Source organism: Phytobacter diazotrophicus, assembly GCF_052061655.1.
Taxonomy (GTDB): Bacteria; Pseudomonadota; Gammaproteobacteria; order Enterobacterales; family Enterobacteriaceae; genus Phytobacter; species Phytobacter diazotrophicus.
Map to the genome: position 1 here is coordinate 4,241,502 of NZ_CM125428.1, position 25,847 is coordinate 4,267,348.

General features: G+C 49.8%; 22 protein-coding genes and 2 pseudogenes. 21 read left to right on the plus strand and 3 right to left on the minus strand.

The genetic code is table 11. The features are described 5' to 3' along the window. Positions 1-286: 286 nt before the first annotated feature. Entirely contained in the window at positions 287-1,714 is a 1,428-nt protein-coding gene (locus ACS0RQ_RS20715) for a methyl-accepting chemotaxis protein (protein ID WP_271850251.1), read from the plus strand. Positions 1,715-1,882: 168 nt separating this feature from the next. Here ACS0RQ_RS20715 and ACS0RQ_RS20720 read toward each other — a convergent pair whose 3' ends face one another. Next, a complete protein-coding gene (locus ACS0RQ_RS20720; RefSeq protein ID WP_052249353.1) occupies positions 1,883-2,809 on the minus strand; it encodes a LysR family transcriptional regulator in 927 nt (308 codons plus the stop codon). A 155-nt stretch (positions 2,810-2,964) separates the two neighbouring features. Between ACS0RQ_RS20720 and ACS0RQ_RS20725 the strand changes: the two genes are divergently transcribed. The 20 genes and pseudogenes from ACS0RQ_RS20725 to ACS0RQ_RS20820 all read left to right on the plus strand — a co-directional run bounded on the left by ACS0RQ_RS20725 (position 2,965) and on the right by ACS0RQ_RS20820 (position 23,135). Further along, positions 2,965-4,053, plus strand: a complete 1,089-nt coding sequence (locus tag ACS0RQ_RS20725; RefSeq protein ID WP_041852323.1) for a 4-oxalomesaconate tautomerase — start codon at positions 2,965-2,967, stop codon at positions 4,051-4,053. 94 nt (positions 4,054-4,147) lie between these two features. Next, the gene (locus tag ACS0RQ_RS20730; protein ID WP_271850252.1) at positions 4,148-5,392 is read left to right on the plus strand and encodes an MFS transporter; all 1,245 of its coding nucleotides are present in this window, start codon (positions 4,148-4,150) and stop codon (positions 5,390-5,392) included. A 75-nt stretch (positions 5,393-5,467) separates the two neighbouring features. Continuing rightward, a complete protein-coding gene (locus ACS0RQ_RS20735; protein WP_271850253.1) occupies positions 5,468-6,331 on the plus strand; it encodes a fumarylacetoacetate hydrolase family protein in 864 nt (287 codons plus the stop codon). 62 nt (positions 6,332-6,393) lie between these two features. Beyond that, entirely contained in the window at positions 6,394-7,491 is a 1,098-nt protein-coding gene (citC, locus tag ACS0RQ_RS20740) for a [citrate (pro-3S)-lyase] ligase (protein ID WP_271850254.1), read from the plus strand. Between the two features lies 1 nt (position 7,492). Beyond that, positions 7,493-7,786, plus strand: a complete 294-nt coding sequence (gene citD, locus ACS0RQ_RS20745) for a citrate lyase acyl carrier protein (protein WP_041852327.1) — start codon at positions 7,493-7,495, stop codon at positions 7,784-7,786. Continuing rightward, positions 7,783-8,658: a citrate (pro-3S)-lyase subunit beta gene (gene citE, locus ACS0RQ_RS20750; RefSeq protein WP_271850255.1), complete on the plus strand. Its 876-nt coding sequence runs from the start codon at positions 7,783-7,785 to the stop codon at positions 8,656-8,658. The genes citD and citE overlap by 4 nt, the downstream gene beginning before the upstream one ends. Positions 8,659-8,675: 17 nt before the next feature. Continuing rightward, complete coding sequence (gene citF, locus ACS0RQ_RS20755; protein WP_271850256.1) at positions 8,676-10,196, plus strand: citrate lyase subunit alpha; 1,521 nt, start codon at positions 8,676-8,678, stop codon at positions 10,194-10,196. Then, a complete protein-coding gene (gene citX / locus ACS0RQ_RS20760) occupies positions 10,196-10,741 on the plus strand; it encodes a citrate lyase holo-[acyl-carrier protein] synthase (protein WP_271850257.1) in 546 nt (181 codons plus the stop codon). The genes citF and citX overlap by 1 nt, the downstream gene beginning before the upstream one ends. Beyond that, the gene (gene citG, locus ACS0RQ_RS20765; RefSeq protein WP_271850258.1) at positions 10,716-11,588 is read left to right on the plus strand and encodes a triphosphoribosyl-dephospho-CoA synthase CitG; all 873 of its coding nucleotides are present in this window, start codon (positions 10,716-10,718) and stop codon (positions 11,586-11,588) included. Before citX ends, citG begins: the two co-directional genes overlap by 26 nt. A gap of 31 nt (positions 11,589-11,619) precedes the next feature. Then, complete coding sequence (locus tag ACS0RQ_RS20770; RefSeq protein ID WP_271850260.1) at positions 11,620-12,183, plus strand: RBBP9/YdeN family alpha/beta hydrolase; 564 nt, start codon at positions 11,620-11,622, stop codon at positions 12,181-12,183. 64 nt (positions 12,184-12,247) lie between these two features. Further along, positions 12,248-14,842, plus strand: a complete 2,595-nt coding sequence (gene acnB, locus ACS0RQ_RS20775) for a bifunctional aconitate hydratase 2/2-methylisocitrate dehydratase (protein WP_271850261.1) — start codon at positions 12,248-12,250, stop codon at positions 14,840-14,842. 136 nt (positions 14,843-14,978) lie between these two features. Then, a pseudogene (locus ACS0RQ_RS20780) lies at positions 14,979-15,075 on the plus strand (hypothetical protein); the annotation flags it as partial. Positions 15,076-15,135: 60 nt separating this feature from the next. Next, positions 15,136-15,453, plus strand: a pseudogene (locus tag ACS0RQ_RS20785) (anion permease); the annotation flags it as partial. Positions 15,454-15,475: 22 nt separating this feature from the next. Further along, positions 15,476-16,623, plus strand: a protein-coding gene (locus tag ACS0RQ_RS20790; protein WP_085949497.1) for an IS3 family transposase whose coding sequence is annotated in 2 segments (ribosomal slippage) — positions 15,476-15,713 and positions 15,713-16,623 — 1,149 coding nt in all. Because the reading frame shifts where the segments join, the coding sequence is not laid out codon by codon here. Positions 16,624-17,165: 542 nt separating this feature from the next. Next, the gene (locus tag ACS0RQ_RS20795) at positions 17,166-18,305 is read left to right on the plus strand and encodes a D-alanyl-lipoteichoic acid biosynthesis protein DltD (RefSeq protein WP_271850262.1); all 1,140 of its coding nucleotides are present in this window, start codon (positions 17,166-17,168) and stop codon (positions 18,303-18,305) included. Next, the gene (locus ACS0RQ_RS20800) at positions 18,302-18,424 is read left to right on the plus strand and encodes a hypothetical protein (protein WP_255423173.1); all 123 of its coding nucleotides are present in this window, start codon (positions 18,302-18,304) and stop codon (positions 18,422-18,424) included. Before ACS0RQ_RS20795 ends, ACS0RQ_RS20800 begins: the two co-directional genes overlap by 4 nt. A gap of 9 nt (positions 18,425-18,433) precedes the next feature. After that, a complete protein-coding gene (locus tag ACS0RQ_RS20805) occupies positions 18,434-19,552 on the plus strand; it encodes an MBOAT family O-acyltransferase (protein ID WP_101999298.1) in 1,119 nt (372 codons plus the stop codon). Continuing rightward, positions 19,549-20,982 carry an AMP-binding protein gene (locus ACS0RQ_RS20810; RefSeq protein ID WP_271850263.1) on the plus strand — a complete coding sequence of 478 codons (1,434 nt, stop codon included), beginning with the start codon at positions 19,549-19,551 and terminating at the stop codon, positions 20,980-20,982. Before ACS0RQ_RS20805 ends, ACS0RQ_RS20810 begins: the two co-directional genes overlap by 4 nt. Before the next feature lie 17 nt (positions 20,983-20,999). Then, positions 21,000-21,218 carry an acyl carrier protein gene (locus ACS0RQ_RS20815; RefSeq protein WP_041852336.1) on the plus strand — a complete coding sequence of 73 codons (219 nt, stop codon included), beginning with the start codon at positions 21,000-21,002 and terminating at the stop codon, positions 21,216-21,218. Between the two features lie 372 nt (positions 21,219-21,590). After that, positions 21,591-23,135, plus strand: a complete 1,545-nt coding sequence (locus ACS0RQ_RS20820; protein ID WP_271850264.1) for a methyl-accepting chemotaxis protein — start codon at positions 21,591-21,593, stop codon at positions 23,133-23,135. 214 nt (positions 23,136-23,349) lie between these two features. Here the strand turns inward: ACS0RQ_RS20820 and ACS0RQ_RS20825 are convergent, their stop codons facing one another. Then, the gene (locus ACS0RQ_RS20825; protein ID WP_334634397.1) at positions 23,350-25,134 is read right to left on the minus strand and encodes a hybrid sensor histidine kinase/response regulator; all 1,785 of its coding nucleotides are present in this window, start codon (positions 25,132-25,134) and stop codon (positions 23,350-23,352) included. Beyond that, a complete protein-coding gene (locus tag ACS0RQ_RS20830; RefSeq protein WP_271850266.1) occupies positions 25,131-25,763 on the minus strand; it encodes a response regulator transcription factor in 633 nt (210 codons plus the stop codon). The genes ACS0RQ_RS20825 and ACS0RQ_RS20830 overlap by 4 nt, the downstream gene beginning before the upstream one ends. Positions 25,764-25,847: the final 84 nt, after the last annotated feature.

A 25,847-nucleotide genomic window follows, 5' to 3' on the forward strand; every position in this document is an offset into this window, starting at 1 on the left:
GGCCGATCGCTCCTGTCACCACAGTAACGCCTATCGTTGAGCAAGGAATAAACGATTAAAGTTTGGGCGTTTCGCATATTCCTATAAAAAACAACGGACATTTTGCGCCACGGTTTTTGTAAGCAAGATGTATATAGTTTCTTCGCAAAATTATTTCTTTCTCTCCTGTATTTATTTATCAGCACTCCTGTTAGACTCCAACTAAATCGCACACTACTTAATATCGAGCGATTTATATTGCGTACCGTTTACGCCCTATGCCACCTCTCTAAAACAGAGCGCGACTATGAACTCTTTAAAAAACTTCACCATCCGCCGCGTTGTCCTGTGCATCCTGCTCACGGCATTTGCACTTATCGCCGCCACAGGCGGTTATGCCGCTTACACAGCGCACAACATGAACAAGAACACCGAGCAGAATGCGGAGCAGACACAACAGGCCCTTTTCCTCGCCCACGCCACACTGGTTTTACAACATGGCACAGATGCTGAAAAACAGGCGCTTAAAAATGAAATCCCGGCGGGCCCGGAATGGACAACGCTGTCCCAGGCGTTATCGGACACCTCCGCTAACTGGCAAACAGAAGTCACGGCGCGTATTAAAGACCTGACACAGCATGCCGTTTTCGACAATGCGCTGAATTCATCTGACGGTAAGCGACTGAATATCGTGTTGCTCATTGCGCTGTTTGCGCTCGGCGGCCTGGTCCTCTTCTGCGACTGTTATCTGGTCATCCATCTGGTTAAACCGGTTGGCGATATTCGTTCATACTTCCAGATTATTGCGCAGGGTGACCTTACCCGTGAGCCGAAAGATATTGGACGTAACTGCGTCGGCCAGATGATCCCCCTGGTGCGGGAAATGCAGCACAGCCTCCTTAAGACGGTCACCGCGATAAGCGAAAACAGTGACGCGCTTCATCGCGAAGCAAGCGAAATCGCGGCGGGCAATAGTGACCTGGCAAACCGCACCACGCGGCAGGCGGCCTCTCTGGAACAGGCGGCGACGAGTATGGAAGAGTTAACCTCAACGGTAAGCCATAACGCGGATAACGCCCGCCAGGTTCGCGACCTGTCAGTGACGACCGCAGAAACGACGGAAAAAGCCAGCGAACTGGTTGAGAATCTTGCCAGCACCATGAACCGTATCGCGGACGGCTCTGAGCAGATTCGCCAGTTCACCTCAACCATCAATAGCATTGCTTTCCAGACCAATATCCTTGCGCTTAACGCAGCAGTAGAAGCGGCGCGAGCGGGTGAACAGGGGCGCGGTTTTGCTGTGGTGGCGACAGAAGTGCGTTCCCTTGCCCAGCGTAGCGCAACGGCCGCACGGGAAATCGAGGCCCTGATAAAATCAGCCATCGTTTCGGTGCATGAGGGCAAAGAGATTACCGATGCTGCGGGTGCGGCGATGACAGAGGTGAAAGGGAACGTCGCCAGCGTGAATACGCTTATCGGCGAGATTGCACTGGCTTCCGATGAACAAAGTAAGGGGATTTCACAGCTCAACCATGCGGTTGCGGAATTGGACAGAGTGACACAGCAGAATGCCGGACTTGTCCAACAGGTGACGACGTCTGCCAATAATCTCAATGCCAGAACCGAAATCCTTAATGAGGTGGTCAGTCACTTCACGCTTCCTGGCACAACAGTACGGCGAGAAAGCACCCACGCAGATTTTGCAAGAAAGCTCATCCCCGCCAGAGCGCAGTGAGTCAGACCGGGCATAAGAACGAACATCTGAATCCTCAATAACGTCACGGACACCGCAGTGTTTTACAACATGAAGGTGTCCGTGACGCGTAAGAGCAGCACCGCATCGCTACTCTTCGCAAACACCCGTTTCTGACACTCCCATGCCCGGCAGCCACTCCCCTTGCGCTTAATGACTGAATTTACCAATCCATGGGCTGGTTTTATCCTGCGACCATAACTTCATCAACATCTCGCGAAATTTCTCGGCCGCCGGGCTCAATGAATCCCCCCTTCTTAACACTAAGCCAAGCGTTCTTCGGATAACGGGTTCGATAAGAGGACGGCTAACCAGCACATGATGCTCATCGGTAGGCATTGCCAGGCTGGGGACAACCGCAACCCCCAGACCCGCTTCCACCATCCCGAGAGATGTAGAGAGATGCCTGACTTCATAAAACCAGTTCGGCTGCCAGTCGAACCCTTCGAGCGCCTGGTCGATCAGGAGCCGGTTGCCGCTCGATTTGCGGACGCCGATAAGTCGGAGCCCGGCAAGATCTTCCCACATCACCAGCGATTTTTTGGCGAGTTCATGATCGCGTTTACAGGCCAGAACAAAGGGTTCATTCACCAGAGGAGTAAACTCTATATTAGGATGTGTGATGTTTATCATATTTATGCCGAAATCTGCGTCGCCATTAAGCACGGCTTCGAGGCAGTCGCTGGCACTATGCTCAAGAATGCGGATGCGAATATTCGGGTAATGTTCATTGTAATCACGAATAACGGAGGGCAAGAAATAGAACGCGGCGGTAGGTAAACAGGAGAGCGTAATAACCCCCGTTTGATGCGTTGCCATCTCTTTAATGCTGAGAATAGAGCTTTCATAAAAATCGATGAGATTCTTTGCCTTAGGCAGAAAATCTCGCCCGACGGCGGTCAGTTTTACTCGTCTGGTCGACCGCTCAAATAACGTTGTGCCCAAACTCTCCTCAAGCTTTTTTATTCGCCTTGTTAAGGCAGGCTGGGAGATGTGTAAAAATTGTGACGCCCTTGTGAAACAGCCAATTTCCGCAATCTTAACAAACGCTTGAATACCCTGTAATTCATGCTGCATGTTTATCCCCCCACGTTTACCCCGCTATTAAACCATCGTAACCGACAGTTTATTAATGTGTAAAACGCATTAATCCTTCGTTTTTTGACATTAGAGTTATTTATCCGCATATGGGACGCTTACTGCATCATTTAATGTGTGGAAAGAGAAAACCTATGTTCAACATACCTTGCGTACTGATGCGCGGCGGTACTTCTAAGGGACCCGTTATTCTGGCAAGCGATTTGCCCACCGATGTTCAGGAACGTGATGCGGTTCTGCTGGCGCTGATGGGTGCCGGCCATGAGCTGGAAATTGATGGCATCGGTGGCGGCAGCCCGCAAACCAGTAAAGTGGCGATTGTGAGCCGTTCAGAGAGCCCGGATGCGGATATTGACTATCTGTTTGCCCAGGTCATGGTGAAAGAGCGCCGTGTGGATACCACGCCCAACTGCGGAAATATGTTATGTGCGGTTGGCCCTTTTGCGATTGAAAAAGGGTTGGTTGCGGCAAAAAACCCAGTCACCACGGTTCGCATCCGTAATCTCAACACCGGAACATTTGTTGACGCCGAAGTGCAAACCCCTGATTACAAGGTGTGTTATGAGGGTGACACGCAAATTGATGGCGTGCCTGGCGCCGCAGCGCCGGTCGGTTTAACGTTCCTCAATTCCGCAGGCTGTAAAACCGGTAAATTACTCCCGACCGGTAACACAACGGATGTTTTTGACGGAGTGGAAGTCACCTGCATTGATATGGCGATGCCGATGATCTTAATCGATGCACAGCAGATGGATAAAACCGGTGGTGAATCCCCTGCGGAGCTGGAAGCCGATCTGGCGTTTATGCAACGTCTTGAAAAAATCCGTCGCAAGGCTGGCGAGGCCATGGGTTTTGGCGATGTCAGCGACAAAGTGATTCCCAAACCTGTGCTTCTGAGCAAACCTACGGCAGGCGGCACGATTAAGGTTCGCTATTTCATGCCGCATAATTGCCATAAATCGCTGGCTATTACCGGATCTATTGGTATTTCAACAGCAACCATCATTGATGGCTCTGTTGCCCAGAAAATCATTAGTGACCAACCGAAAGATGCATTTACCAATATTGTTAATATTGAACACCCAAGCGGAAAAATTACAGTCTCATTATTAAAAGACGGAAATAAAATCGAAAACACCCGTGCTGCTGTAATCAGAACGACCCGTAAATTGTTTGAGGGTAGTGTTTATGTTCCGGAAATCGCTTTAGCGGAAGTTATCTGAACATCAGCCAGCCTTTTAGAAGTTTTACCGATTAATACCTTTAGCCTGTAACGGCTAAGAAGCTCTGTACCAGAAAAATAATGTCGAGGATATTATGGCTATAACGAACGTTAAAAATATTTCAGGCGGTTCCGGCGATGTAACAGCGAGTCAATACATCCGTGTCATCTTTGCTTTAGCCTTGTCAGGTTTGGCTGAATTAGCGTCTTTATTTTTCATTCAACCGTTGTTACCTGTTCTCGCGGTTGAATATGATGTCCCCGTCAGTCAGGTCAGTATCATTCTTTCCGCAGAAACTGCCCTGCTTGCCATTGGTCTGTTGTTCACGGGTACACTTTCCGATCATTATGGCCGTAAACGCCTGATTATTGTCTCCTTGTTACTGGGCGGGTTACTCACTATTCTGTGCCCGCTGGTCCAGTCATGGGCGATGCTGGTGGCGTTACGTGCCGTTATTGGCCTGGCGCTGAGCGGCATTGCCGCTGCGGCAACGGCTTATATTAGCGAAGAAGTGGCCCCGGTCGTTGCTGGCGTGGTAACCGGTTACTTTGTGTTTGGCAACTCAATGGGTGGAATGTCGGGCCGTATCGTGGCCAGCCAGTTGATTGAACACATTTCCATAAACACGATTTTCTACGGTTTTGCGGCAAGCCTGATTGTTGTTGCGCTACTGGTTTACTTTATTCTGCCCGCTTCCAAAAACTTCAAACCGACGGAAACCCTGAATGTATTACGTGTCGTGAAGGGCGCCGCGTCGCATTTCCAAAATAAAAAACTCGCTCTGGCATTTGTTATCAGCTTTATCATTTTTGGTACTTTCACCTCTCTCTACAACTATCTGGCCTTCTTCCTTAAGGGTGAGCCGTTCCATATTTCCCCTGCCAACGCCGGGCTGCTCTCTTTCAGCTTTGCGTTAAGCTTTTTCACGGCGCCACAGGCCGGGCGGTTCTCTGCGAAATATGGCAGCATGAATGTGCTTCGCGTGTTGTTTGCCATCATGTCTTTGGGGATGTTGCTGACGCTAACCTCTAACGTCATCACCTTTATCATGGGTGCCGTCATCTTCACGGCATGCTTCTTCGGTTGCCATTCCATCGGTCTGAGCTGGGTAAGTAAGAATGCCACACATGCTCGCGGGCAGGCCGTCGCCCTCTATTTATTCTTCTACTACATGGGTGGCTCTGTTATTGGCTTCCTCAACGGTTTCGTCTTCCACTCAACCGGCTGGGCAGGCATGACCGCATTTATTATTGCTCTGCTGGTACTGGGTATGATTGTCGCGACACATCTTGCCTCCGGCGCGAAAGCAAATCTGGTGCCTGCAGAAACGTCAAAATAACCGCAATCGATATACCACTCACGCCATCAACTGGCGTGAGTAAATAAAGTTTAAAAGCCAGAATTAGGTGTCATTATGAAACTTGCAAGTTACATTCATCACGGTCGTAAAAGCTACGGTATTTATACCGAAGCAGGTATTATCGACCTTGGTCAAAAAATTGGTCAGCAATATCCAACATTAAAAGAACTCCTGCAATGGGATGCTCTCGATGTCGCCCAGCAATATGTTGACTACCCGGCGGATATTACAGATAAAGATATTACGTTCTTACCGGTTATTGAGGAGCCTGGGAAAATTTTTTGCGTGGGAATGAACTATGCAGAAAAAAGAAAGGAGTTCTCCGAAACCAACAACGCGCCAACGTTATTTATTCGCTTCCCGGATTCGCAGACGGGCCACGCACGGCCAGTCATCAAACCGAATCTTACGGAGGAATTTGATTACGAAGGCGAACTGGCTGTCATCATCGGAAAAGCGGGCGAGAACATTAATCGTAGCGATGCGTTAAGCCATGTAGCGGGCTATAGCTGTTATATGGACGGTTCCGTTCGCGACTGGCAGCACGCATGGTTTACTGCCGGTAAGAACTGGCGTCAGACCGGCGCATTCGGGCCCTACATGACGACCGTTGATGAAATCCCCGATCCGCACGCATTATCCATTCAGACGTATTTGAATGGCATGCTGGTGCAGAATGATTCAACTGCCAGCATGATTCACAAAGTCGCCGATCTCATTGCTTATATCAGCACCTTCACGATGCTCAGCCCTGGCGATGTCATTATTACGGGGTCACCGGGTGGTGTTGGTAAAAAACGCAATCCGCCTTTATTCATGCATGAAGGTGATTGTGTCGAAGTCGCTATTGAGAAATTAGGCAGGCTGACCAATACCATTGTCGAGTCGACGTCGCCATCCAATGCATTTGTCCTTTAATTCGCTCGTCATAACACATGCGTCATTCAGTATCGATGAACACCAGGTCAGGAGAAATTTAGATGTATGCCGAAAAAACGCTAGAATTCGATACTGTTGAAACTAGCAACGGTGTTCTCAAAGACGAGATTATCGGATTTCTGAAAAGTAATGGATTAGGAATAGATGATGATGTCGGGCAATTCGTCATTGCGCGCGCTGGCAAAGAATTAATTGCCTGTGCGGGCCTGGCGGGCAATACATTAAAATGTATCGCTGTGCATATTGAATGGCGCGGAACATCGCTGGGATTACAGTTGATTCGCGAAGCGGAAAATCTGGCAAACCAGAACGGCGATCATCATCTGTTCCTTTTAACCTGCCCTGATAACGTTAAATCTTTCCGTGGTTGCGGTTTCTTTCCTTTAGCCACCCTTGATGGCAAGGCCGCGTTAATGGAAAACACCCCGGTTGGCATTCACCGTTACTGTAAGAAACTGCGCGCAGAATTTTTCGTCCCGGCGGCGAATATTGGCGGTATCGTTATGAATGCGAACCCCTTCACGTTAGGACACCAGTTCCTTATCGAGCAGGCCGCCCGTGCGTGCGACTGGCTACATGTGTTTGTTGTGGAAGAAAACTTATCTCAGTTCTCCTTTACTGAGCGCATTGCAATGGTACGTGACGGGGTAAAACATCTCACTAACATAACGGTACATCCCGGTTCCAGATACATTATTTCTCGCGGCACTTTCCCCAGCTATTTTTTAAAAGAGAAACAGGTGGTGAATGATGTCTATTCCGCGATCGATTTAATTATGTTCCGACGTTATATTGCACCCGCACTGGGTATTACACATCGTTTCGTTGGCACTGAGCCATATTGTAAAGTTACAGCCCAGTATAACCAGGCTATGCACCACTGGCTTGAAGACGAATTTGTCATTCCCTCCACCGCCATTAAAGTGCATGAAATCGACAGAAAAACCGATGAAAATAATTATCCAATCTCAGCATCGGCTGTTCGCGCCCTCTTGAATAAGAACAAACTGTCAGTCGCAAGAAATATGGTGCCCGAAAGCACCATGCCTTACTTATATAACTGGCTAAAAGCAAATCACCCTGACTTGCCGGAACAACATCTGGCAGGGAATCTTATGAGTATTAGCGTAGGACTCTAACATGAAAATTATACAGGCAGCTCTGGCGGGCACGCTGGAATCGAGCGACCTCATGGTTAAAGTTAGCCCTTCTGACAGCGGGCTGGATATTGTTATTAATAGCGAAGTGATGAAGCAATTTGGCGAACAAATCACTCAGGTCGTTAAAGAAACGCTGGCTGCATTCAATGTCACCCATGGGCAAATCATTGTTGATGATAAAGGCGCACTGGATTGTGTTATTCGCTCCCGGATGCAAGTCGCCATCATGCGAGGAACCTGTAGCGATGAAATTAACTGGGAGAAATTACAATGAAAAAATTACGCCGCAGTATGCTTTTCTTACCGGGCTCAAGCGCTTCCATGTTATCGACCGCGTTTATTTATAAACCGGATTCAATCATGTTTGACCTTGAAGATGCGGTTTCGTTAAGGGAGAAAGACAGCGCTCGTATATTGGTTTTTAACGCCCTCCAGCATCCCATGTATAAAGATATTGAAACGGTGGTACGCATTAACCCGCTAAACACCCCATTCGGTTTAAAAGATCTTGAGGCGGCGGTCCGCGCCGGGGTCGATGTTATTCGCTTGCCGAAAACAGATACGCCAGAAGATATTCATGAGCTTGAACGTGAAATTGTGCGCATTGAAGAAAGCTGTGGCCGTGAGGTTGGCTCCACACAGGTGATGGCGGCTATTGAATCTGCAATTGGCGTTATCAATGCTGTTGCCATTGCCCGCTCCTCAGACCGACTGATGGGCATTGCGTTAGCCGCATTTGACTATGTGATGGATATGCAGACAGAACGCGGAGACGGTACTGAACTGTTTTATGCGCGTTGTGCGGTTCTCCATGCGGCGCGTGCTGCGGGTATCGATGCGTTTGACGTTGTTTATGGCGATGTGAACGACGAAGAAGGCTTCTTAAAAGAAGTGGATTTAATTCGCCGCATGGGCTTCAACGGTAAATCTTTAATTAATCCACGGCAGATTGAGTTGCTGCATAACGCTTATGCGCCAACCCAGGAAGAGGTTGATTATGCAGAACGCGTCATTGCTGCCGCCGAAGAAGGTGAACGTAGCGGGCTGGGTGTAATTTCTCTGAATGGCAAAATGATCGATGCGCCAATTATCAATCACGCCAGGGTCGTTCTTGAGAGAAGAAAAGCATCAGGCATTCGCCACTAATCGACGGGATAATAAAGATGAGCAAATTAATTGAAGCTTTACAAGAACAGGTCGGGCAATCAAAAAAATATGTGGCGTTTACCCATGCCAACGCGACCACACCTTATCTGGCAGATGTCGGGCAAAAGCACCAGCGTAAACTTTGTGACAGTCTGGATGAAATGATAGACCGCTGCGAATTACGTGATGGGATGACGATTTCATTTCATCATGCCTTTCGTGAAGGCGATAAAGTTATCAATCTTGTCGTCGATAAACTCGCTGCATTGGGTCTGAAAAATATTACCCTGGCATCCAGCTCATTAATGACCTGCAACGCCCCACTAATTCAGCATATTCGTAACGGTGTTATTTCTAAAATTTACACCTCCGGCATGCGCGGGGAATTAGCCGATGCGATTTCGCATGGTCTGATGGCGCAACCGGTAGAAATTCACTCGCACGGCGGTCGCGTTAATCTCATCCAGAAAGGTGAAATTAATATCGATGTCGCCTTCCTCGCTGTCTCATGTGCTGATGAATATGGCAATGCGAGTGGGAGCGGCGGTAAATCACGCTGTGGCTCGCTCGGCTATGCGATGGTCGATGCGCAGTACGCTAAACGCGTGGTACTGCTGACCGAATCCATCGAGCCCTTCCCTTATATGCCCGCAAGTATTGTTCAGGACCAGGTCGATTACATCGTAAAAATTGACAGCGTTGGCGACCCGGCAAAAATCAGCGTCGGTGCGGCTCGCGTAACCAGTAATCCTCGTGAGTTGATGATTGCGCGCTCGGCGGCGGATGTGGTCGAGCACTCCGGTTATTTCGAACAGGGTTTCTCCATTCAGACCGGTTCTGGCGCGGCATCAACGGCCTGTACGCGCTTTTTAGAATCGCGCATGAAAAATAAAAACATCACGGCGAGTTTTGCCTTAGGCGGTATCACCGGCAGCATTGTGGATCTTCATGAAAAGGGGCTGATTGCCAAATTGCTGGATACCCAGAGTTTTGACGGTGCCGCCGCCGCTTCTTTAGCCAGAAACCCAAACCATGTTGAGATTTCCACCAACGTTTACGCGAATCCGTCATCCAAAGCGGCATGCTGCGACCAGGTCGACATCGTGATTTTGAGCGCCCTTGAAATTGATACTGATTTCAACGTTAACGTGCTGACGGGCTCTGATGGCGTGATGCGCGGTGCCTCCGGCGGTCACTGTGATGTGGCTGCCGCCGCAAACCTGACGGTGGTGGTTGCTCCGCTTATCCGTAGCCGAATTCCAACGGTGGTGAAGCAGGTAACCACCTGCGTGACGCCGGGCGAAAGCATTGACGTTTTGGTTACCGATCATGGTATTGCCGTAAATCCTTCACGTCCTGAAATTCATCAGCGGTTAGTGGCTGCAGGCTTGCCTGTGCTGAGTATTGAGGCGTTGCACCAGCGCGCTCTGGAAATCTGCGGTCACCCAAAAGCCATCGAGTTTACCGACAAAATCGTGGGCATTGTTCGTTACCGTGATGGAAGCGTCATTGATGTCGTCCGGCAGGTAAAAGAGTAATGAACGCGATGGCAGACGCAGCGTGTTTACCTGTCTCATTAGCGCAGCTATTAGCCTCCAGAGACGCCCGCGCAGAGCAACAGCAGCGCTGGTTAACGCAGTGGGGACAGACGCTCATTTCGACGACCCTGGTCTGGCCGGGCGAGGTCAAAGACACGCCGGTCTCCAGGGCTGTAATGGAGGTGGCGAATGCGGCTCTTTCGGGGCTTATTCTCGCTAATGGCTGGGAGATCGTCCGGCACGACGCTCGCCTGCTTATCACCGGACCGGAGTCATTCTGGTCCGTTAATGCACCCGCATCGCAGGTCAAAAAGGCCACCATCCTTCTTGAGGAGAGCCATCCTCTGGGCAGGTTGTGGGATATCGATGTGTTTTGCCCGGAGAACGGCTTATTGAGCCGTAAATCCGTAGGTGAAAACAAAAGACGTTGCTTCATCTGTGATGAACCCGCACATGTCTGTTCACGCATGCGGCGCCATTCGCTTCATTCCCTGCAAACTGTCATGGAGGCCAGGATCAATGACTATTTCCGCCATCAGAAGTGAACCGCTGGTTGAGGGGCTTAACGTTGCTGAGCTCGCCGCAGAGGCGATGTACCGCGAAGTGATTTTGACCCCCAAACCGGGTCTGGTAGACCGCCATAACAATGGTTCGCATACGGATATGAATATGAAGCTCTTTATGTCCAGTATCGCGGCCATTGCCCCGTGGTTTGCGTTGTTTGTCTCCAAAGGGACGCAGACAGCCAGACAGGAGCCCGCTCAGACACTTCGGGCTATCCGCCCTATCGGGCTTGCCTGTGAGCAGGCTATGTTTCGCGCGACGGGGGGCATCAACACCCATAAAGGGGGGATCTTTTCGCTTGGTCTGCTTTGTTCTGCCGCCGGGCGTCTGCAAGGCAAAGGCGAAGCGATCGATCGCAGCGCGATCTGCCGTGAAATGAGTCTGATCTGCGCCGGTATGGTGAGCCGTGAGTTGAAACAACATGGCGATGCGAAGACCAAAGGTGAGCAACTGTTTCGGGATCATGGCTTCACGGGCGCCCGTGGTGAAGCGGAAAGCGGATTTGTGACGGTCAGGCGCTACGGCTTACCCGTATGGGAAAAAGCCATAACGTCGGGTTATTCACCGGAGGAGTCTTTGCTGCGGGTTTTGCTTTCCTTAATTGCCCATAATCCTGACACCAATATTCTCTCGCGAGGCGGCCTTAATGGATTGCGCTACGCCAGGCGGTATGCGGCCCGACTTCTGCGTATTAAACATCTTACCGGCAACAGGTTCAGGCAGGCTCTTTTTAATATGGACAAGGCGTTCATCGCCAGAAATTTAAGTCCGGGAGGAAGCGCCGATCTGCTGGCCGTAACCTGGCTCCTTTCCCGTTTTCCAGCCTGAGGGCGAAAACGAAAGATTGACGGAATTTACCATGACAATATCGCGCCTGTTAGCACTGGATGATGCTTTTACCACTATTCTGGTTCCGGGATTGAGGGATAGCGACGAGTACCACTGGCAAACCTGTTGGGCACGCCAGTTACCTCGCTGGAAAAGAATAAGCCAACGAAACTGGATCCAGCCGGATATTGAAAACTGGTGCGCCGCGATCCGCAGGGAATTAACCACGTGCAAGTTACCCGTTATTTTAATTGGGCATAGCTTTGGTGCCCTTGCGTCCTGGTATCAGGTTCAGCGTCAGGCGTCAAATATTGCCGGAATTGTCATGGTCGCACCGGCGGAACCTTCCTGGTTTGAACTTGAAGAGATCGTCACCGCGTCAAAGCTGAACGTTCCCGGCCTTGTCTTTGCCAGTCGTAATGACCCGCTGATGTCCTTCAACCGCGCGCTATTCTGGTCCGACTGCTGGGGATGTGAGCTTATCGACATGGGTGACGCTGGTCATATTAATTCGGAATCAGGTTTTGGTGAGTGGAAATATGGCCTTGAAAGAATATCTGAATTTGGAGAAGGGCTATTAAAAATAGCAACATGATTATTTGATGTAAAAACACCATAGCACATTTTTTAATTTCCTTATAATAAGGTCAGGATATTTTATGTTTGAAGAATATAAGAAGCATGTCGCTGAGCGCGCAAAAAATGGAATACCCGCTAAACCCTTAACCGCGCAACAAGTCAGAGAATTAATTGCCCTCCTCGAAAATAAACGGTGCGAGGATCGAGAGGCGTTAATTAGCCTGTTAATTAACCAGGTTTCTCCCGGCGTTGATGCTGCTGCAAAAGTGAAAGCAGAATTCCTTGATAAAATTATCAAAGCAAAAACAAGTGAATTCGGTATCACGCCACAGGATGCTATTACTATTCTTGGAACAATGCAGGGGGGCTACAACATTCAGCCGCTCATTGATTCGCTGGACGATAGTGAACTGGCTCAGTTAGCGGCGAATAAACTCAGCCATACCATTCTTATCTTTGAAAAATTTAACGATATTGAGCAAAAAGCCCGTAACGGGAATGTGCATGCTAAAGCGGTTATTACATCATGGGCGAATGCCGAGTGGTTTAGCGAACGCACGAAGCTTGAGGAAAAAGTAACGCTGACAGTCTTTAAAGTGCCCGGCGAAACCAATACCGATGACCTTTCGCCAGCCCCTGAGGCGTGGTCACGTCCGGACATTCCCCTGCATGCGCTCTCCATGCTGAGTTCCGCCCGTGAAGGTGTGAACCCGGACCAACCGGGACAATACGGGCCAATCGCCCAGATCCGGGAACTAAAAGCCCGCCAGTATCCTCTTGCTTACGTTGGTGATGTGGTAGGAACCGGCTCTTCACGAAAATCCGCAACAAACTCCATCCTCTGGCATATCGGGACGGATATTCCCTTTGTCCCCAATAAACGCAGCGGGGGCGTTGTCTTAGGCGGAAAAATTGCGCCGATCTTTTTCAATACCCTGGAGGACTCCGGCGCATTACCCATTGAAGTGGATGTCTCCGGTTTATCGACAGGAATGTTGATTGACCTTTATCCGTACAAAGGGGAGATTCGCCATCATCACGATCAGACGCTTATTGCCTCATTCAGCCTGAAAACAGACGTCTTGCTGGATGAAGTCCAGGCAGGTGGTCGCATCCCGTTGATCATTGGCCGCAGCTTAACGGCAAGAGCCAGAGCCTCTTTAGGCCTGCCGGCAGCGTCCATTTTCAGGAAAGCCAAAGCGCCTGCGCCATCCTCAGCCGGGTTTACGCTGGCGCAGAAGATGGTGGGCAGAGCGTGCGGCGTGGAAGGTATTCGTCCTGGGCAATATTGTGAACCTAAAATCACCACCGTGGGATCGCAGGATACCACCGGCGGGATGACACGTGATGAACTGACGGACCTTGCATGCTTAGGGTTTTCTGCCGATCTGGTGATGCAGTCTTTTTGCCATACGTCAGCCTATCCCAAACCTGTCGATGTTAATTTGCATGAGACGCTGCCGCAGTTCATTACCAGCAGAAAAGGCGTTGCGCTGAAACCCGGCGATGGGATTATCCACTCATGGCTGAACCGTATGCTGATCCCGGACACCGTCGGTACGGGTGCGGATTCACATACGCGCTTTCCCTTAGGGATCTCGTTTCCGGGCGGTTCCGGGCTGGTTGCTTTTGCCGCCGCCACCGGAATTATGCCGCTTGATATGCCGGAATCTGTGCTGGTCCGCTTTAAAGGGGAAATGCAAAAAGGGATCACCCTGCGCGATTTGGTTCACGCGATCCCTTACTACGCCATTAAACAAGGGTTGCTGACCACCGAGAAGAAAAACAAACGCAATATATTTTCCGGCCGCATTCTGGAAATCGAAGGCTTACACATGTTGAAGGCTGAGCAGGCCTTTGAACTGGCGGATGCCTCCGCAGAGCGCTCAGCGGCTGCCTGTGTGCTACGCCTCGAAGAAGAGAACGTTGCCGAATATTTGCGTTCCAATGCCACATTGCTGCGCTGGATGATTAGCCAGGGTTATCAGCACGCGCCGACCCTTGAAAAGCGTATTGAAGAGATCGAGGCATGGCTGGCTAATCCGTCATTACTCAGCGCTGATGACAATGCCGAGTATGCCGCAATTATTGACATCGACCTGACTGAAATCACGGAGCCGATCGTTTGTGCGCCCAATGACCCGGATGACGCCCGTTTACTGTCTGAGGTGGCGCGCACACCGGTACAAGAAGTGTTTATTGGCTCCTGCATGACAAACATTGGTCACTTCCGGGCCGCCGGGAAGCTGCTGGCGGATGCAAAAGAGATCCCTGCCCGCCTGTGGATTGCCCCGCCAACCAAAATGGATGCCCAACAGCTCTCAAGCGAGGGTTATTTTAGTAAGTTCATCCGTTCCGGCGCACGCATCGAACCGGCGGGCTGTTCTCTCTGCATGGGTAACCAGGCCAGGGTCAAGGAAGGGAGCAGCGTTGTTTCAACATCCACCCGCAACTTCCCGCACCGCCTTGGTACCGATGCAAACGTCTTCCTGGCGTCGGCTGAGCTCAGTGCCATCGCGGCCATGCTTGGAAAAATGCCGACGGTTGAGCAGTATCACTGGCATATGGACAAAATCAATGACACCCGTGAAGAGACCTATCGTTACTTAAATTTCCATACGCTGGCGGAGTATCAAGTACCGGACAAGCAACGAATTGATGTGGTAACAATGTAATCGTCTCAAAAACATGCCCAATAATATTCCCGGGCATGTTTTTCGCCTTCTCATTACCTGTTTATTTTTTTGAATCGGCAGAGGTCTCATTTTTAAATGGGACCTCTGATATTGTCAAAGGAATGGATTAATTAAAATGAACACAAAATTATTAAAATTATTATTCCTTGTTTTCATTATCAGCCTTTCATTAATAACATCGCCGCTTGACGGCCTTTCAAAAGAGGCATGGGTACTGGCCAGTATTTATCTTGCGGCTATCATTGGTCTGGTGAGCAAACCCTATCCTGAAAATTCGTTATTTATTTGCATCCGGTGGCGCGTATGTTGCAGCGATGGTCCCTGTATTTGCAACGCCAGGTCTGGTCACAGGTGCCGATCCGGTCATCTTTTCCTTAGCGATTTTATTTTCCAATTCATACGGTGGCTGCATTACCCATTATGGCGGCGCGGCAGGGCCCATTATTTTTGCGGCTGGCTATAACGATATAAAATCCTGGTGGATAACGGGTACGATTGTCGCATTATTAACGTTTGTTATTCATATTGTCGTCGGGTTCCCGTGGTGGGTGAATCGCCACGGGTTTAACAGACACCTCAGAGTCATTTAAGATGGCTTAAAGAGAGGTGCCCATGAGCGGTAAGCGTTATCCCGAAGAGTTTAAAACTGAAGCAGTCAAACAGGTTGTTGATCGCGGTTATTCTGTTGCCAGCGTTGCAACACGTCTCGATATCACCACCCACAGCCTTTATGCCTGGATAAAGAAGTACGGTCCGGATTCTTCCACTAATAAAGAACAGTCAGATGCTCAGGCCGAGATCCGCCGTCTCCAGAAAGAGCTGAAACGGGTTACCGACGAACGGGACATATTAAAAAAAGCCGCGGCGTACTTCGCAAAGCTGTCCGACTGAGGTACGCCTTTATCCGTGACAACTCCTGTTGCTGGCCTGTTCGCCTGCTCTGTCGGGTGCTGGATGTTCATCCCAGTGGTTTTTACGCCTGGCTTCAGCAGCCGCATTCACAACGCCATCAGGCAGACCTGAGACTGACAGGACAGATTAAACAGTTCTGGCTGGAGTCGGGATGCGTCTATGGTTATCGCAAAATCCATCTGGATCTGCGTGACAGCGGGCAACAGTGCGGAGTAAACAGAGTCTGGAGACTGATGAAACGTGTCGGAATAAAGGCTCAGGTCGGATACCGAAGCCCGCGGGCACGTAAAGGCGAGGCCAGTATCGTGTCACCCAACAGGCTCCAGCGACAGTTCAATCCGGATGCTCCTGATGAGCGTTGGGTAACGGACATAACCTACATCAGGACCCACGAAGGCTGGCTGTATCTTGCCGTTGTTGTTGATCTGTTCTCACGCAAAATTATCGGCTGGTCCATGCAATCCCGGATGACAAAGGACATTGTCCTGAACGCACTGCTGATGGCTGTATGGCGGCGTAATCCCGAAAAACAGGTGCTGGTTCATTCGGATCAGGGCAGTCAGTACACAAGCCATGAGTGGCAGTCGTTCCTGAAATCACACGGCCTGGAGGGTAGCATGAGCCGTCGCGGTAACTGCCATGATAATGCGGTTGCAGAAAGTTTTTTCCAGTTGTTGAAACGTGAACGGATAAAGAAAAAGATCTACGGAACGCGGGAAGAAGCCCGCAGTGATATTTTTGATTACATCGAAATGTTTTATAACAGTAAGCGTCGGCATGGTTCTAGCGAACAGATGTCACCGACAGAATATGAAAACCAGTATTATCAACGGCTCGGAAGTGTCTAGATTATCCGTGGCGATTCAGGGAGTATTAGAAAGCGAGTGGCTTACTCTAATGATAAGAGCGTGCTGGCCTTGTTTTCGTCGTGTTGATGTTTTATCGCTCAGACGCGTCGGATGACGCAGGGTGTTCTCTGTCGCCGCCCTGTACCTGTGAAATAGTACAGAACAGATACGTCCGCTCCTCTTCCGGAGCGGGCAATAGTGTGTACCGCCTCAATCAAAATCGCATCGCCGACGGCTGCAGTTAAGTATAACTGCGCTTTATCGTTGTTGATTACCACTCGCAGTAACAAGGGAAATGTCAGTCACGGCAAGCCCTTATCTTCATGGATGCAGCGCTTATTATTAACACGCTAACGCTGTACATACCGTTACACAGCAATGCTCATCTTTTCAGATGTACCTGGTATAGAATGTCAAAGAAGATAGATTGGAATAAAGTCCAAATACCCATTGTCCCAATTGTTGTCTATTTGTTGTAACGCTAAGAAACAACAAATTTTAAACAAGTTAATGTCATGTAGTCTTACTTTTTTATAATGATAATGAAAATCAAAAATACTCTCTGCCTACATATCCTGATGGCTCTCCTTGCCATCCTGGTCCTGAGCGTTCACCCGGTGGTGACGAGCTTTGATCCGCCGCTTAAATTCCAGCCGCTGATTAAATCGATGGAAGGCACAACAAAAGAGCAAGCAGAAAAAATAGCCACCATTTCCCATGCATTACAAGGAAATGCAATTTTCTTTATCGGGGCGTCAGAAGTTTCCACTTCCGAAAATGAACATTACGCTGTCTATAATTACTTCAATAAGCAATTGCACAGACCTTTAGTGGCATACGGCGATAGTTATGTCGACGACGTCACACAATTTTTACTGTTCTCCCGTTTTAAAGACAGCCTTAACGCAAACAGTAAAGTGGTGTTGCTCCTTGCACCGGATAGCTTTTATTCAAATGGGCTTCCTCCGGCGATCTTTGCGGATAATTTTCCAGGTTCAATTTTCGATCCATTAATGAAAGACAAGCAGGCTCGTCCTTTGCTGGTCAATTACTTAAAACATATTGAAGCGGACGATATCAGCCATTTGAGTTTTGGTGAAATGGCCATTTATGGCTGGCATCCGGACCTGATCTGGGAAGAAGTGAGCTATCAGTTTGCCAACTTCTGCACCATGATAAAAAACGACTGGCTGGACCTGCTCAAGATTGAGCCACAGCCTGCCGCGCAACCCTGGCCCACACAGCCTGGCAACATAACGATGCCCGACTGGGATCAAGAGCTGGCTAATGCCCGTGAACTCAACAAAGCGCGCAAGCAAAGTGCAGCCACGATGTGGATGGACAAGGCGGTTTATGAGGCCGGGGATACCCCTGAACAGTGGGATGACACGCCTGTCGTGCCGAAGCAAATCGAGGTTTTCCGCGCCACCATCAAGCTCCTGAAAGAGCGTCATGTACAGGTGATTGCGATTGTCGACCCGATTAACCCATGGGCGCTGACCAATACCAATACGTTTCAGCCGGTTGATAAGCAAATTCAGGCGATCCTGACGGAAAACCAGGTGCCTTATTTAGATATGTATGCGATGCCGTATCAAAACGGCTGGAACTGGGATCGCCTGCACCCATCGGAAACGGCATGGGTTCCTATGGTTCGCTTTATCGCGGAGAACTTTAAATGATGAAAACCGCCATTCGCTTGTTTTTACTTTATCTCCTGCTGGCGATAACCATTGTTGCGTGGACCTCCGTGGATGACAGCATGAGTTTGCAATTGCATTTTGAATATCAAAAGTTCTGAGGACGAATAATGTACAGCTCAGGCATGTTTTTCTTCTATTTGTTCTCATCAGCGCTGGTGTTTGCGCTGGTTAACCGCGTATTGCGTCACCGGCTGACATATATATCCGCTTTTTCCGTGCTGGCGGCTTTAGGCTGGGGGTATATCTTCGAAGGCGACTATATTGTCCCAGCGGCAGTATTTTTCAGTTTTTATATTCTTGTCACATTAAAAGAGAAAGGTTGGTTAAAAACCTGGCAGGCAGTCACATTAACATTGCTGCCGCTGTTCCTGGTGAAATTACATCTGAACAACCACTGGGGCATGATCGGGCTCTCTTTTATGACCTTCCGCGCCATCGATGTACTGCTGTACCGCAGTAAAAAGGATGGCCAGAATTTTCTGCACTATTTCTGCTACCTGTTTATGCCGTTTATTATCCTGGCCGGCCCGATGTACCGCTGGCGGACCTGGATGACCGATATCAATAAGCCGGTTTTCACGCTGACTCGTGAGCAGTTTTTAGTGGCTTTAGAGCAAATTATTACCGGGATTATCCAGAAATTCTTGTTCGCCATGCTGGTCGATACCCTGGTCGTTCAGCCGTGGAGCCATGAAGCATTTACCCTGAAAGTGGGCGTGGTGATGTCGATTGCCTATAGCGCCTATCTCTACTTTGATTTTGCGGGTTACAGCAACATGGCTATCGGGGCGGGCCGCTTATTTGGCCTGAACATTCCGGCAAACTTCAATATGCCGATTCTGGCAAAAACTCCGCAGGATTTCTGGCGCCGCTTCCACATCAGCCTCTCTGAATGGCTGAGGGATGTGGTCTTTATGCCGATTTATATGAATCTGATGAAGCACAACTTTTTCCGCCAGAACAAAACGCTGGCGCAAAATATTGGCATCTTCTGCACCCTGTTTTGTATGGGGGCATGGAATGGACTCGAACGACACTATGTCATTAGCGGCGCGCTGTTTGGCGCCATTTCCGTTGTTCACAACATGCTGCAATGGTTTGCCAAACGCCATCCGGCTTTGAGCAACGGACTTCAACATCCGGTTTCTGTGTTTGTGGGACGAATTTTGACGCTGGGAAGCGCCGCGGCCTCCCTTTACATCTTTAGTGGAATGTCTCCCTTATGAAAAATGACTCCGAACTTCTGGAACTACAAAACTTCTTGCGTGCGGCATTACGCGATCCCGCGTCCCCTCAGCAACTGGCGATCAGCGGTAGCGATGAAGCTATCACCTGGCAGCAGCTTTCCGTCGCGGTTACTGACTGGGCGCAACGTTACCAACAATGCAATCAACCTGCCGGTACGCCGGTGGTGTTGTACGGGCATCAGCAGGCGGAATTTGCCGTCGCGCTCTATAGCTGCCTGTTACACAATATTCCGTACATTCCGGTGGACTGCATCTATCCGCAGGAGCGTCTCAAAGAGATTTGCCAGCTCGCCAATGCCCCCTTCTATTATGATGTGGCCGCGAAAAAATTTATCGCGACCGGCATAACCGGCCAGGTACTGGCCGAGCCAGATCTCGCCTACATCATGTTCACCTCCGGCAGTACCGGAAAACCGAAAGGGGTGCAGATCGGACGTGAAAGCGTATGGCATTTCATGAAGTGGGTAAGTCAGGACTTTTCCTTGCCGGAAAAACCGGTGCTGATGAACCACGCGGTGTTCAGCTTCGATCTCTCGCTGATTCCACTGCTGGCGAATCTGGCCACTGGCGGGCACATTGTGCTGAACGCGAAAGAAGATATCGCGGCGGAAAACTGGCTGGATCGTCTGAAAGCGAACGATGTTTCCGTCTGGGTTTCAACCCCCTCTTTCGCCTATCAGCGCCTGCTGTCGCCACAATTTAATAGCGATTATCTGCCTGAACTCAATGTCTTTATCTTCATTGGCGAAGTATTAAATAAAGCGCTGGTAAAACAGTTACGCCGCCGTTTCCCGCAGGCCAAAATCCTTAACTCCTACGGCCCAACGGAAGCGACTATCGCCACCACGGTGGTTGAAATCACCGATGAAATTCTCAATAACGACAACCCACTGCTCCCCGTTGGCGTGATGATGCCGGACACCCACATGGAAATTACCGCCGATGGCGAGTTGATCATCTGGGGTAAAAATGTGATGCGCGGTTATCTCGGCCTGCCGCAAGAAAATGCGGCAAAATTACTACGACGCGAAAGTGAAGAATATCGCGGTTACAGAACCGGCGATCTGGGTTATGAAGACGGTCTTATCTACTGCCAGGGCCGCAACGATAGCCAGATCAAACTGAACGGCTACCGTATTGAAATCAACGAGATTGAAAATCGCCTGCTGGCGATGTCCGGCATCAGTGAAGCGGTTGTACTGCCGCTGATGAAATCATGCGGAAGCGTACTGCGTATTGCGGCGTTCTGCGTGACGGATCTGGCACCGGAGGTGATCAAAACATCCCTTTCGAAAGTGATCCCCCATTACATGGTGCCGTCACAAATTATTATTAAAGATGCATTGCCGCTTAATCCGAACGGCAAAATCGATCGTAAATTGCTGGACACCCATGCCCGCACGAATTAATTAGCCAGGAAACTATTATGGAACAAGAAATTCTCGCCCTGTTTGAAAAAGTGTTATCCCGCAAAGTGGGCTTTCATGATGAACTGATTGAGTCTGACATTCTCGACTCAATTCTGGCGGTCGATCTGGTGCTGGAAGTGCAGGACGTTTACGGATGCATGATCCCGCCGACCGAAGTCGCCACCGTGCTGAAAACCCCTGCGGATTTGGCGCGCTACATTGAAGAAAACCGTTAATCGTTTTTGAGGTTAATGGCTTTTTTGAAAACCCTGAATGATTTGATTCGGGGTTTTTTATACCGTTTCGTCTACCCTGACCTCCCCTATTTCGCTTGTTATTGAATAACTTTAATCCCATTGAAAATATTATTGTGATCGCCTTCATATTTATCTTCAAGGCATAAAAATCGTCAACCCCATTACTAATATTAACTCTTTATTTACCAATCAGTTAATTCCTTTATAACAAAAAAGGAACATATGTAATATTTATATCGATTTTATCGATTAATTTCTTTTTTTTAATTCCCGATAAAAGATATAGCGCGGTCTGTTACCAGGGGACTGACGCAGGACCAGCCATATAAAACAACAACAGGTTAGCATGCTATGAAATTATCCTTTGCCCAGAAACTGTGGATCCCACTCATCGTCGCGCTGTTATGTCTTGCCGGAACGTTATTTTTCGGCTCTGTAAAAATTAAAGAGAACCAGCTCACATTGCGAGAACGGGAGTTAATGCATGTATCGCAGTTAGCCCTTAACGTTGTAAAAACGCAGGCTGCACTTGCCGACAAAGGATTGATTTCACAAGAGGAGGCACAGCAACGGGCCCTTCAGACTATTAAAGATTTGCGTTATGGTGAAACGGGTTATTTTACCATTCTGAATAACCAGGCTCAGGTCATCATGCACCCGATAAATGCTGCGTTGATTGGCAAAGGACCGGATATTTCTGATGCCAATGGGGTTTATATTTTTCGGGATATGGTGGCGGTCACCAAAAACGATAACGCCGGTTTCACGCAGTATATTTTCCCGCGCCCCGGAGAAACAGAGCCACAACCTAAAGTTGCCTACAGCATTCCATGGACACCGTGGGGCTGGATAATCACTACCGGGTTATATGTGGATGATATCCAGCAAGCGTTTTTGAGTTCGCTTTACCAGAGCATTATTGAGTTCATTGCCATCAGCATTGTGCTTTCAATCCTTGTTTATTTCATTAATCGCAGCACGCTGAAAACACTCGGTGGCGAACCGCGTTATGCCGCAGAAGTCGTCTCCCGTATCGCCTCCGGGGACCTGTCGCAGGCGGTGAACAAAAAAGCCAACGATAACGAAAGTCTGGTACATGAAATGGGAGTCATGCGCGAGCAGTTGACCTCGGTTATCGCGGAGATTAGGGGCGTCGCGGAGGTCATTAACACCAGCACCCATGATATCGTCGCTGGCAATCAGGAGATCGCTGAACATTCCGAGCAGCAGGCCGTGTCGCTGGAAAAAACATCTTCCAGCATGGAAGAGATTACCGCCGCCGTAAAACAAAATGCGGAAAATGCCGGGCAGGCTCGCGAACTGGCGCGAGGTGCGGTGGATATCGCTTCGCGTAGCGGCGTGATGATGCAGAATGTAAATGGCACCATGAGTGGCATTTCTGAAAGCGCCGGTAAAATCGCCAACATTATTGAGGTGGTCAATAGCATTGCCTTTCAGACCAATATTCTTGCGCTGAACGCAGCCGTTGAGGCAGCGCGCGCCGGTGAGCAAGGAAAAGGGTTTGCTGTGGTGGCCAGTGAAGTGCGAAATCTGTCCCTACGCAGCTCACAAGCCGCACAGGAGATAAAAGTGCTGGTCGAAGAGTCGGTAGCGCGAGTCAACAGCGGTTCTACCCAGATCAAAACCGCCGGAAGCCATATCGACGAGATGATTGAAGCCGTGCAGCGCGTTTCAGACATCATGTCGCAAATCTCGGTGGCGACCGATGAGCAGAGTATCGGGATAAGTCAGGTGAATGAATCGATCGTACAAATCGACTCGGTGACGCATCAGAACTCCCAACTGGTTCAGCATGCTGTTGCCGCCGCCAGCGCCCTGGAAGCACAAACCCGGCGGCTGACGCAGACCGTGGCCTTCTTTAATACGGGCCGCTAATCGATCCGTAACACACCGGGAACCCGTGCACGAGGGTTCCCGGTAATTAACGTCGCCATTCCAGCCCCCCTTCGCCCAGAAAGCCATTCCCTGTCAGATAAAGCATAAGGCAGATTACTGTATTAAATATCTGCTATCCTGACGCTGGAAAAAATTATTTCTAAGCTGCGGAGACTTGTTTCTCCCCTCTCCGTTTTTGCCGATAGCGCGCCGCTTACTGGCTGGCTGACCACTGTGTTAACAGGGCATGCAGCGTTGCAGGCTCCAGCGGCTTGCGCAGCACCAGATATCCCTCCTCTTCTGCGTCGCGCAGTACCGGAGAGTTGAACTCGCCGCTGACCATCGCCCCGCTGACCTTTGGCAGGCGTTCAAGCAGCGCCTTAAGGATTTCAAAACCGCTTTCGCCCGAGCGCAATCGCTGATCGCACAGCACGACGCTTGGGGTAAATCCCCCGTCAACAATAGCAAAAGCCTCTTCGGCGGAGGCGGCGCAGCGCACAACGATCCCCCAACTGCTCATCAGACTTTCCCAGGCGGAGGTGACCAGCGGATCGTCATCAACCACAAGACAGCTTCCCCGTAGCGATGCGCGGCGGGTAACCGGTACGACGGCGTCAATGGCAGGGGTGGGATCGAGCGCTTTACTCTCTCCCTGATGCTGCTGAAAGCGCATCCAGAAGCGGGAACCTTTCTCCTCAATAGACTGCATACCGTAAGTGACGTTCATCAGTTTCGCGCAGCGCGCCACCACGGCAAGCCCGAGGCCGTGCCCGGCACTGTCGATTTTCCACGCCAGTTCGGGGCGGTAATAAGGGGAGAAGATTTTGTTTTTTTCGTCATCGGCGATGCCCACCCCGGTGTCCCACACTTCAAGGAGACACGCTTCACCGCGCGGGCGGATAGCCACCAGCACGCCCCCTCGCGGCGTGTAGCGCAGGGCATTCTGGATAAGATTGATCAGCGACTGGCGTACCAGCAGCGGATCGCCCATCACGTAGATGCGCCGACCGGGCCGCCAGGTACGCAGCTTCAGTCCCCGGCTTTTCGCCTCCTCGCGAAACAGCGTGATGACCGAATCCAGCAGCGCACCGATGTCCACATGGGTTGTGGTGGTCATCATATTGCCCGATTCAATCTTGCTCAGATCAAGTAGCGAATTGAACATCAACTGAACGGAGCGCACGCTTTGCTGCAAGTCCAGCAACTGTGGCATCAGCGCGTCATTGCTGTTTTTATGAATAATCGCCTCAATAAGAAAACCCATGGCGTGTACGGGCTGGCGCAGATCGTGGCTGGCGGTGGTCAGAAACTGATTTTTATCCTGCAGCGCCTGCTCAGCCTCCTCTTTTGCCTGGCGAAATTGTTCTGCCAGACGCGCACTCTCCTCTTCAAGCCTGGCCTGCTGAATAAAAAAGGCATGCGACGTTAACGCGTGACGGTAGATAGCAAAACCGTACAGCAGATTCAACATCAGAACGATCAACATCGCGTCGTCCATACGCCAGATGATGCCGAGATTTAAGAATCCCCAGGAAGAGAAAAAAAAGCGTTTAAAGGTACTGATGACCGGTGTTAAATGCGTCGCGTTGGCGGCGACAATCGCAGCGATGCTGATATTCAGCAGCAGGAAAAAATCAAAGTTCTGGCTCTGCGGGGTAATCAGGTAAAGCGAAGAAATACCCATGCCGTGAGCGAAAGCAACCTTATTAAGATTCGGCAGCCAGCGGCGCAGAACATCATCTGCGTTATTTTCTTTGATTTCCCGCTGATAGCGTCGGTGCCATATTCTGATTAACCCTGCGCAGAGCAGGTAAATAACGATCCAGACAAGGGTTGGCCCGGTGTTTCCCCCCAGCCAATATATCCAGATTGCAAATGGAATACCGACAAAAGGCACAGCGGTAAAGCTGAACACCAGGCGGATAAAAGTATTATTGAGCAGACGGATCTGTGCGCGCGATGAAATGGTGCCAGTATCCACATCGGCTATCCATTTCATGATGATTCGTCCCGCTGGCCGTGGAGAAGTGTAATGACTTCCACACGTGTATTCACACCCAGTTTTTTTAAAATATTGCTGATGTGCTCTTTAACCGTAGGCTCTGATATTGAAAGCTGCGAAGCGATTCTTTTATTTGGCAATCCACGCATCATCATCTGTAAAACCTCTCCCTGGCGTGGCGTTAAGTTAAATTTTTGCAATATAACACTGTCTTTTCCATTTATCTCAGCATGAGGCTCCGGAAACCATGTCTGATTATTCATAAGCGCTTGAACGGCCTCACCAAATAAATCCGGCGCCTCGTTTTTCAGTACAAAACCATGCCCCCCGGCACTCTGCACCTTCATCCAGATATCATTATTTTCGTCGCCGCTTACCACCAGTAAACGCACTTTAGGGAAGTTGTTCTTAATTTCTTTTAGTAATTTCAGTGCGGTTGAAGATGAAAGCCAGAAATCAATGATCAGCAGGTCTGGAGGGCCATTGTCGCGAATATGCCGATAACAGCTCTCCTCATCCGCCACCACCATGGCTGACCTGAACCCTAAATGGGACGTCAGAAAATTGGCAATTCCGCTGCCGACCAAAGGGTGGTCATCAATAACCAATGCATAATATTTTCCCAAAGGTATCTCCTTTTGATGAGTGGAAAGGGCGATATTCTGCCAATTTCCACATCAACAACACTCCCTACTTTAGGAGGGTTTTGC

Bases quoted from the DNA above. Each gene is read 5' to 3' on its own strand.
- acnB (WP_271850261.1), top strand. From the start codon at position 12,248: ATGTTTGAAGAATATAAGAAGCATGTCGCTGAGCGCGCAAAAAATGGA.
- ACS0RQ_RS20805 (WP_101999298.1), top strand. From the start codon at position 18,434: ATGTACAGCTCAGGCATGTTTTTCTTCTATTTGTTCTCATCAGCGCTG.
- ACS0RQ_RS20820 (WP_271850264.1), top strand. From the start codon at position 21,591: ATGAAATTATCCTTTGCCCAGAAACTGTGGATCCCACTCATCGTCGCG.
- citF (WP_271850256.1), top strand. From the start codon at position 8,676: ATGAGCAAATTAATTGAAGCTTTACAAGAACAGGTCGGGCAATCAAAA.
- citG (WP_271850258.1), top strand. From the start codon at position 10,716: ATGACTATTTCCGCCATCAGAAGTGAACCGCTGGTTGAGGGGCTTAAC.
- ACS0RQ_RS20735 (WP_271850253.1), top strand. From the start codon at position 5,468: ATGAAACTTGCAAGTTACATTCATCACGGTCGTAAAAGCTACGGTATT.
- citX (WP_271850257.1), top strand. From the start codon at position 10,196: ATGAACGCGATGGCAGACGCAGCGTGTTTACCTGTCTCATTAGCGCAG.
- ACS0RQ_RS20720 (WP_052249353.1), bottom strand. From the start codon at position 2,809: ATGCAGCATGAATTACAGGGTATTCAAGCGTTTGTTAAGATTGCGGAA.
- ACS0RQ_RS20715 (WP_271850251.1), top strand. From the start codon at position 287: ATGAACTCTTTAAAAAACTTCACCATCCGCCGCGTTGTCCTGTGCATC.
- ACS0RQ_RS20770 (WP_271850260.1), top strand. From the start codon at position 11,620: ATGACAATATCGCGCCTGTTAGCACTGGATGATGCTTTTACCACTATT.
- ACS0RQ_RS20810 (WP_271850263.1), top strand. From the start codon at position 19,549: ATGAAAAATGACTCCGAACTTCTGGAACTACAAAACTTCTTGCGTGCG.
- citE (WP_271850255.1), top strand. From the start codon at position 7,783: ATGAAAAAATTACGCCGCAGTATGCTTTTCTTACCGGGCTCAAGCGCT.
- ACS0RQ_RS20795 (WP_271850262.1), top strand. From the start codon at position 17,166: ATGAAAATCAAAAATACTCTCTGCCTACATATCCTGATGGCTCTCCTT.
- ACS0RQ_RS20730 (WP_271850252.1), top strand. From the start codon at position 4,148: ATGGCTATAACGAACGTTAAAAATATTTCAGGCGGTTCCGGCGATGTA.
- ACS0RQ_RS20815 (WP_041852336.1), top strand. From the start codon at position 21,000: ATGGAACAAGAAATTCTCGCCCTGTTTGAAAAAGTGTTATCCCGCAAA.
- ACS0RQ_RS20825 (WP_334634397.1), bottom strand. From the start codon at position 25,134: ATGAAATGGATAGCCGATGTGGATACTGGCACCATTTCATCGCGCGCA.
- ACS0RQ_RS20725 (WP_041852323.1), top strand. From the start codon at position 2,965: ATGTTCAACATACCTTGCGTACTGATGCGCGGCGGTACTTCTAAGGGA.
- citD (WP_041852327.1), top strand. From the start codon at position 7,493: ATGAAAATTATACAGGCAGCTCTGGCGGGCACGCTGGAATCGAGCGAC.
- ACS0RQ_RS20800 (WP_255423173.1), top strand. From the start codon at position 18,302: ATGATGAAAACCGCCATTCGCTTGTTTTTACTTTATCTCCTGCTGGCG.
- citC (WP_271850254.1), top strand. From the start codon at position 6,394: ATGTATGCCGAAAAAACGCTAGAATTCGATACTGTTGAAACTAGCAAC.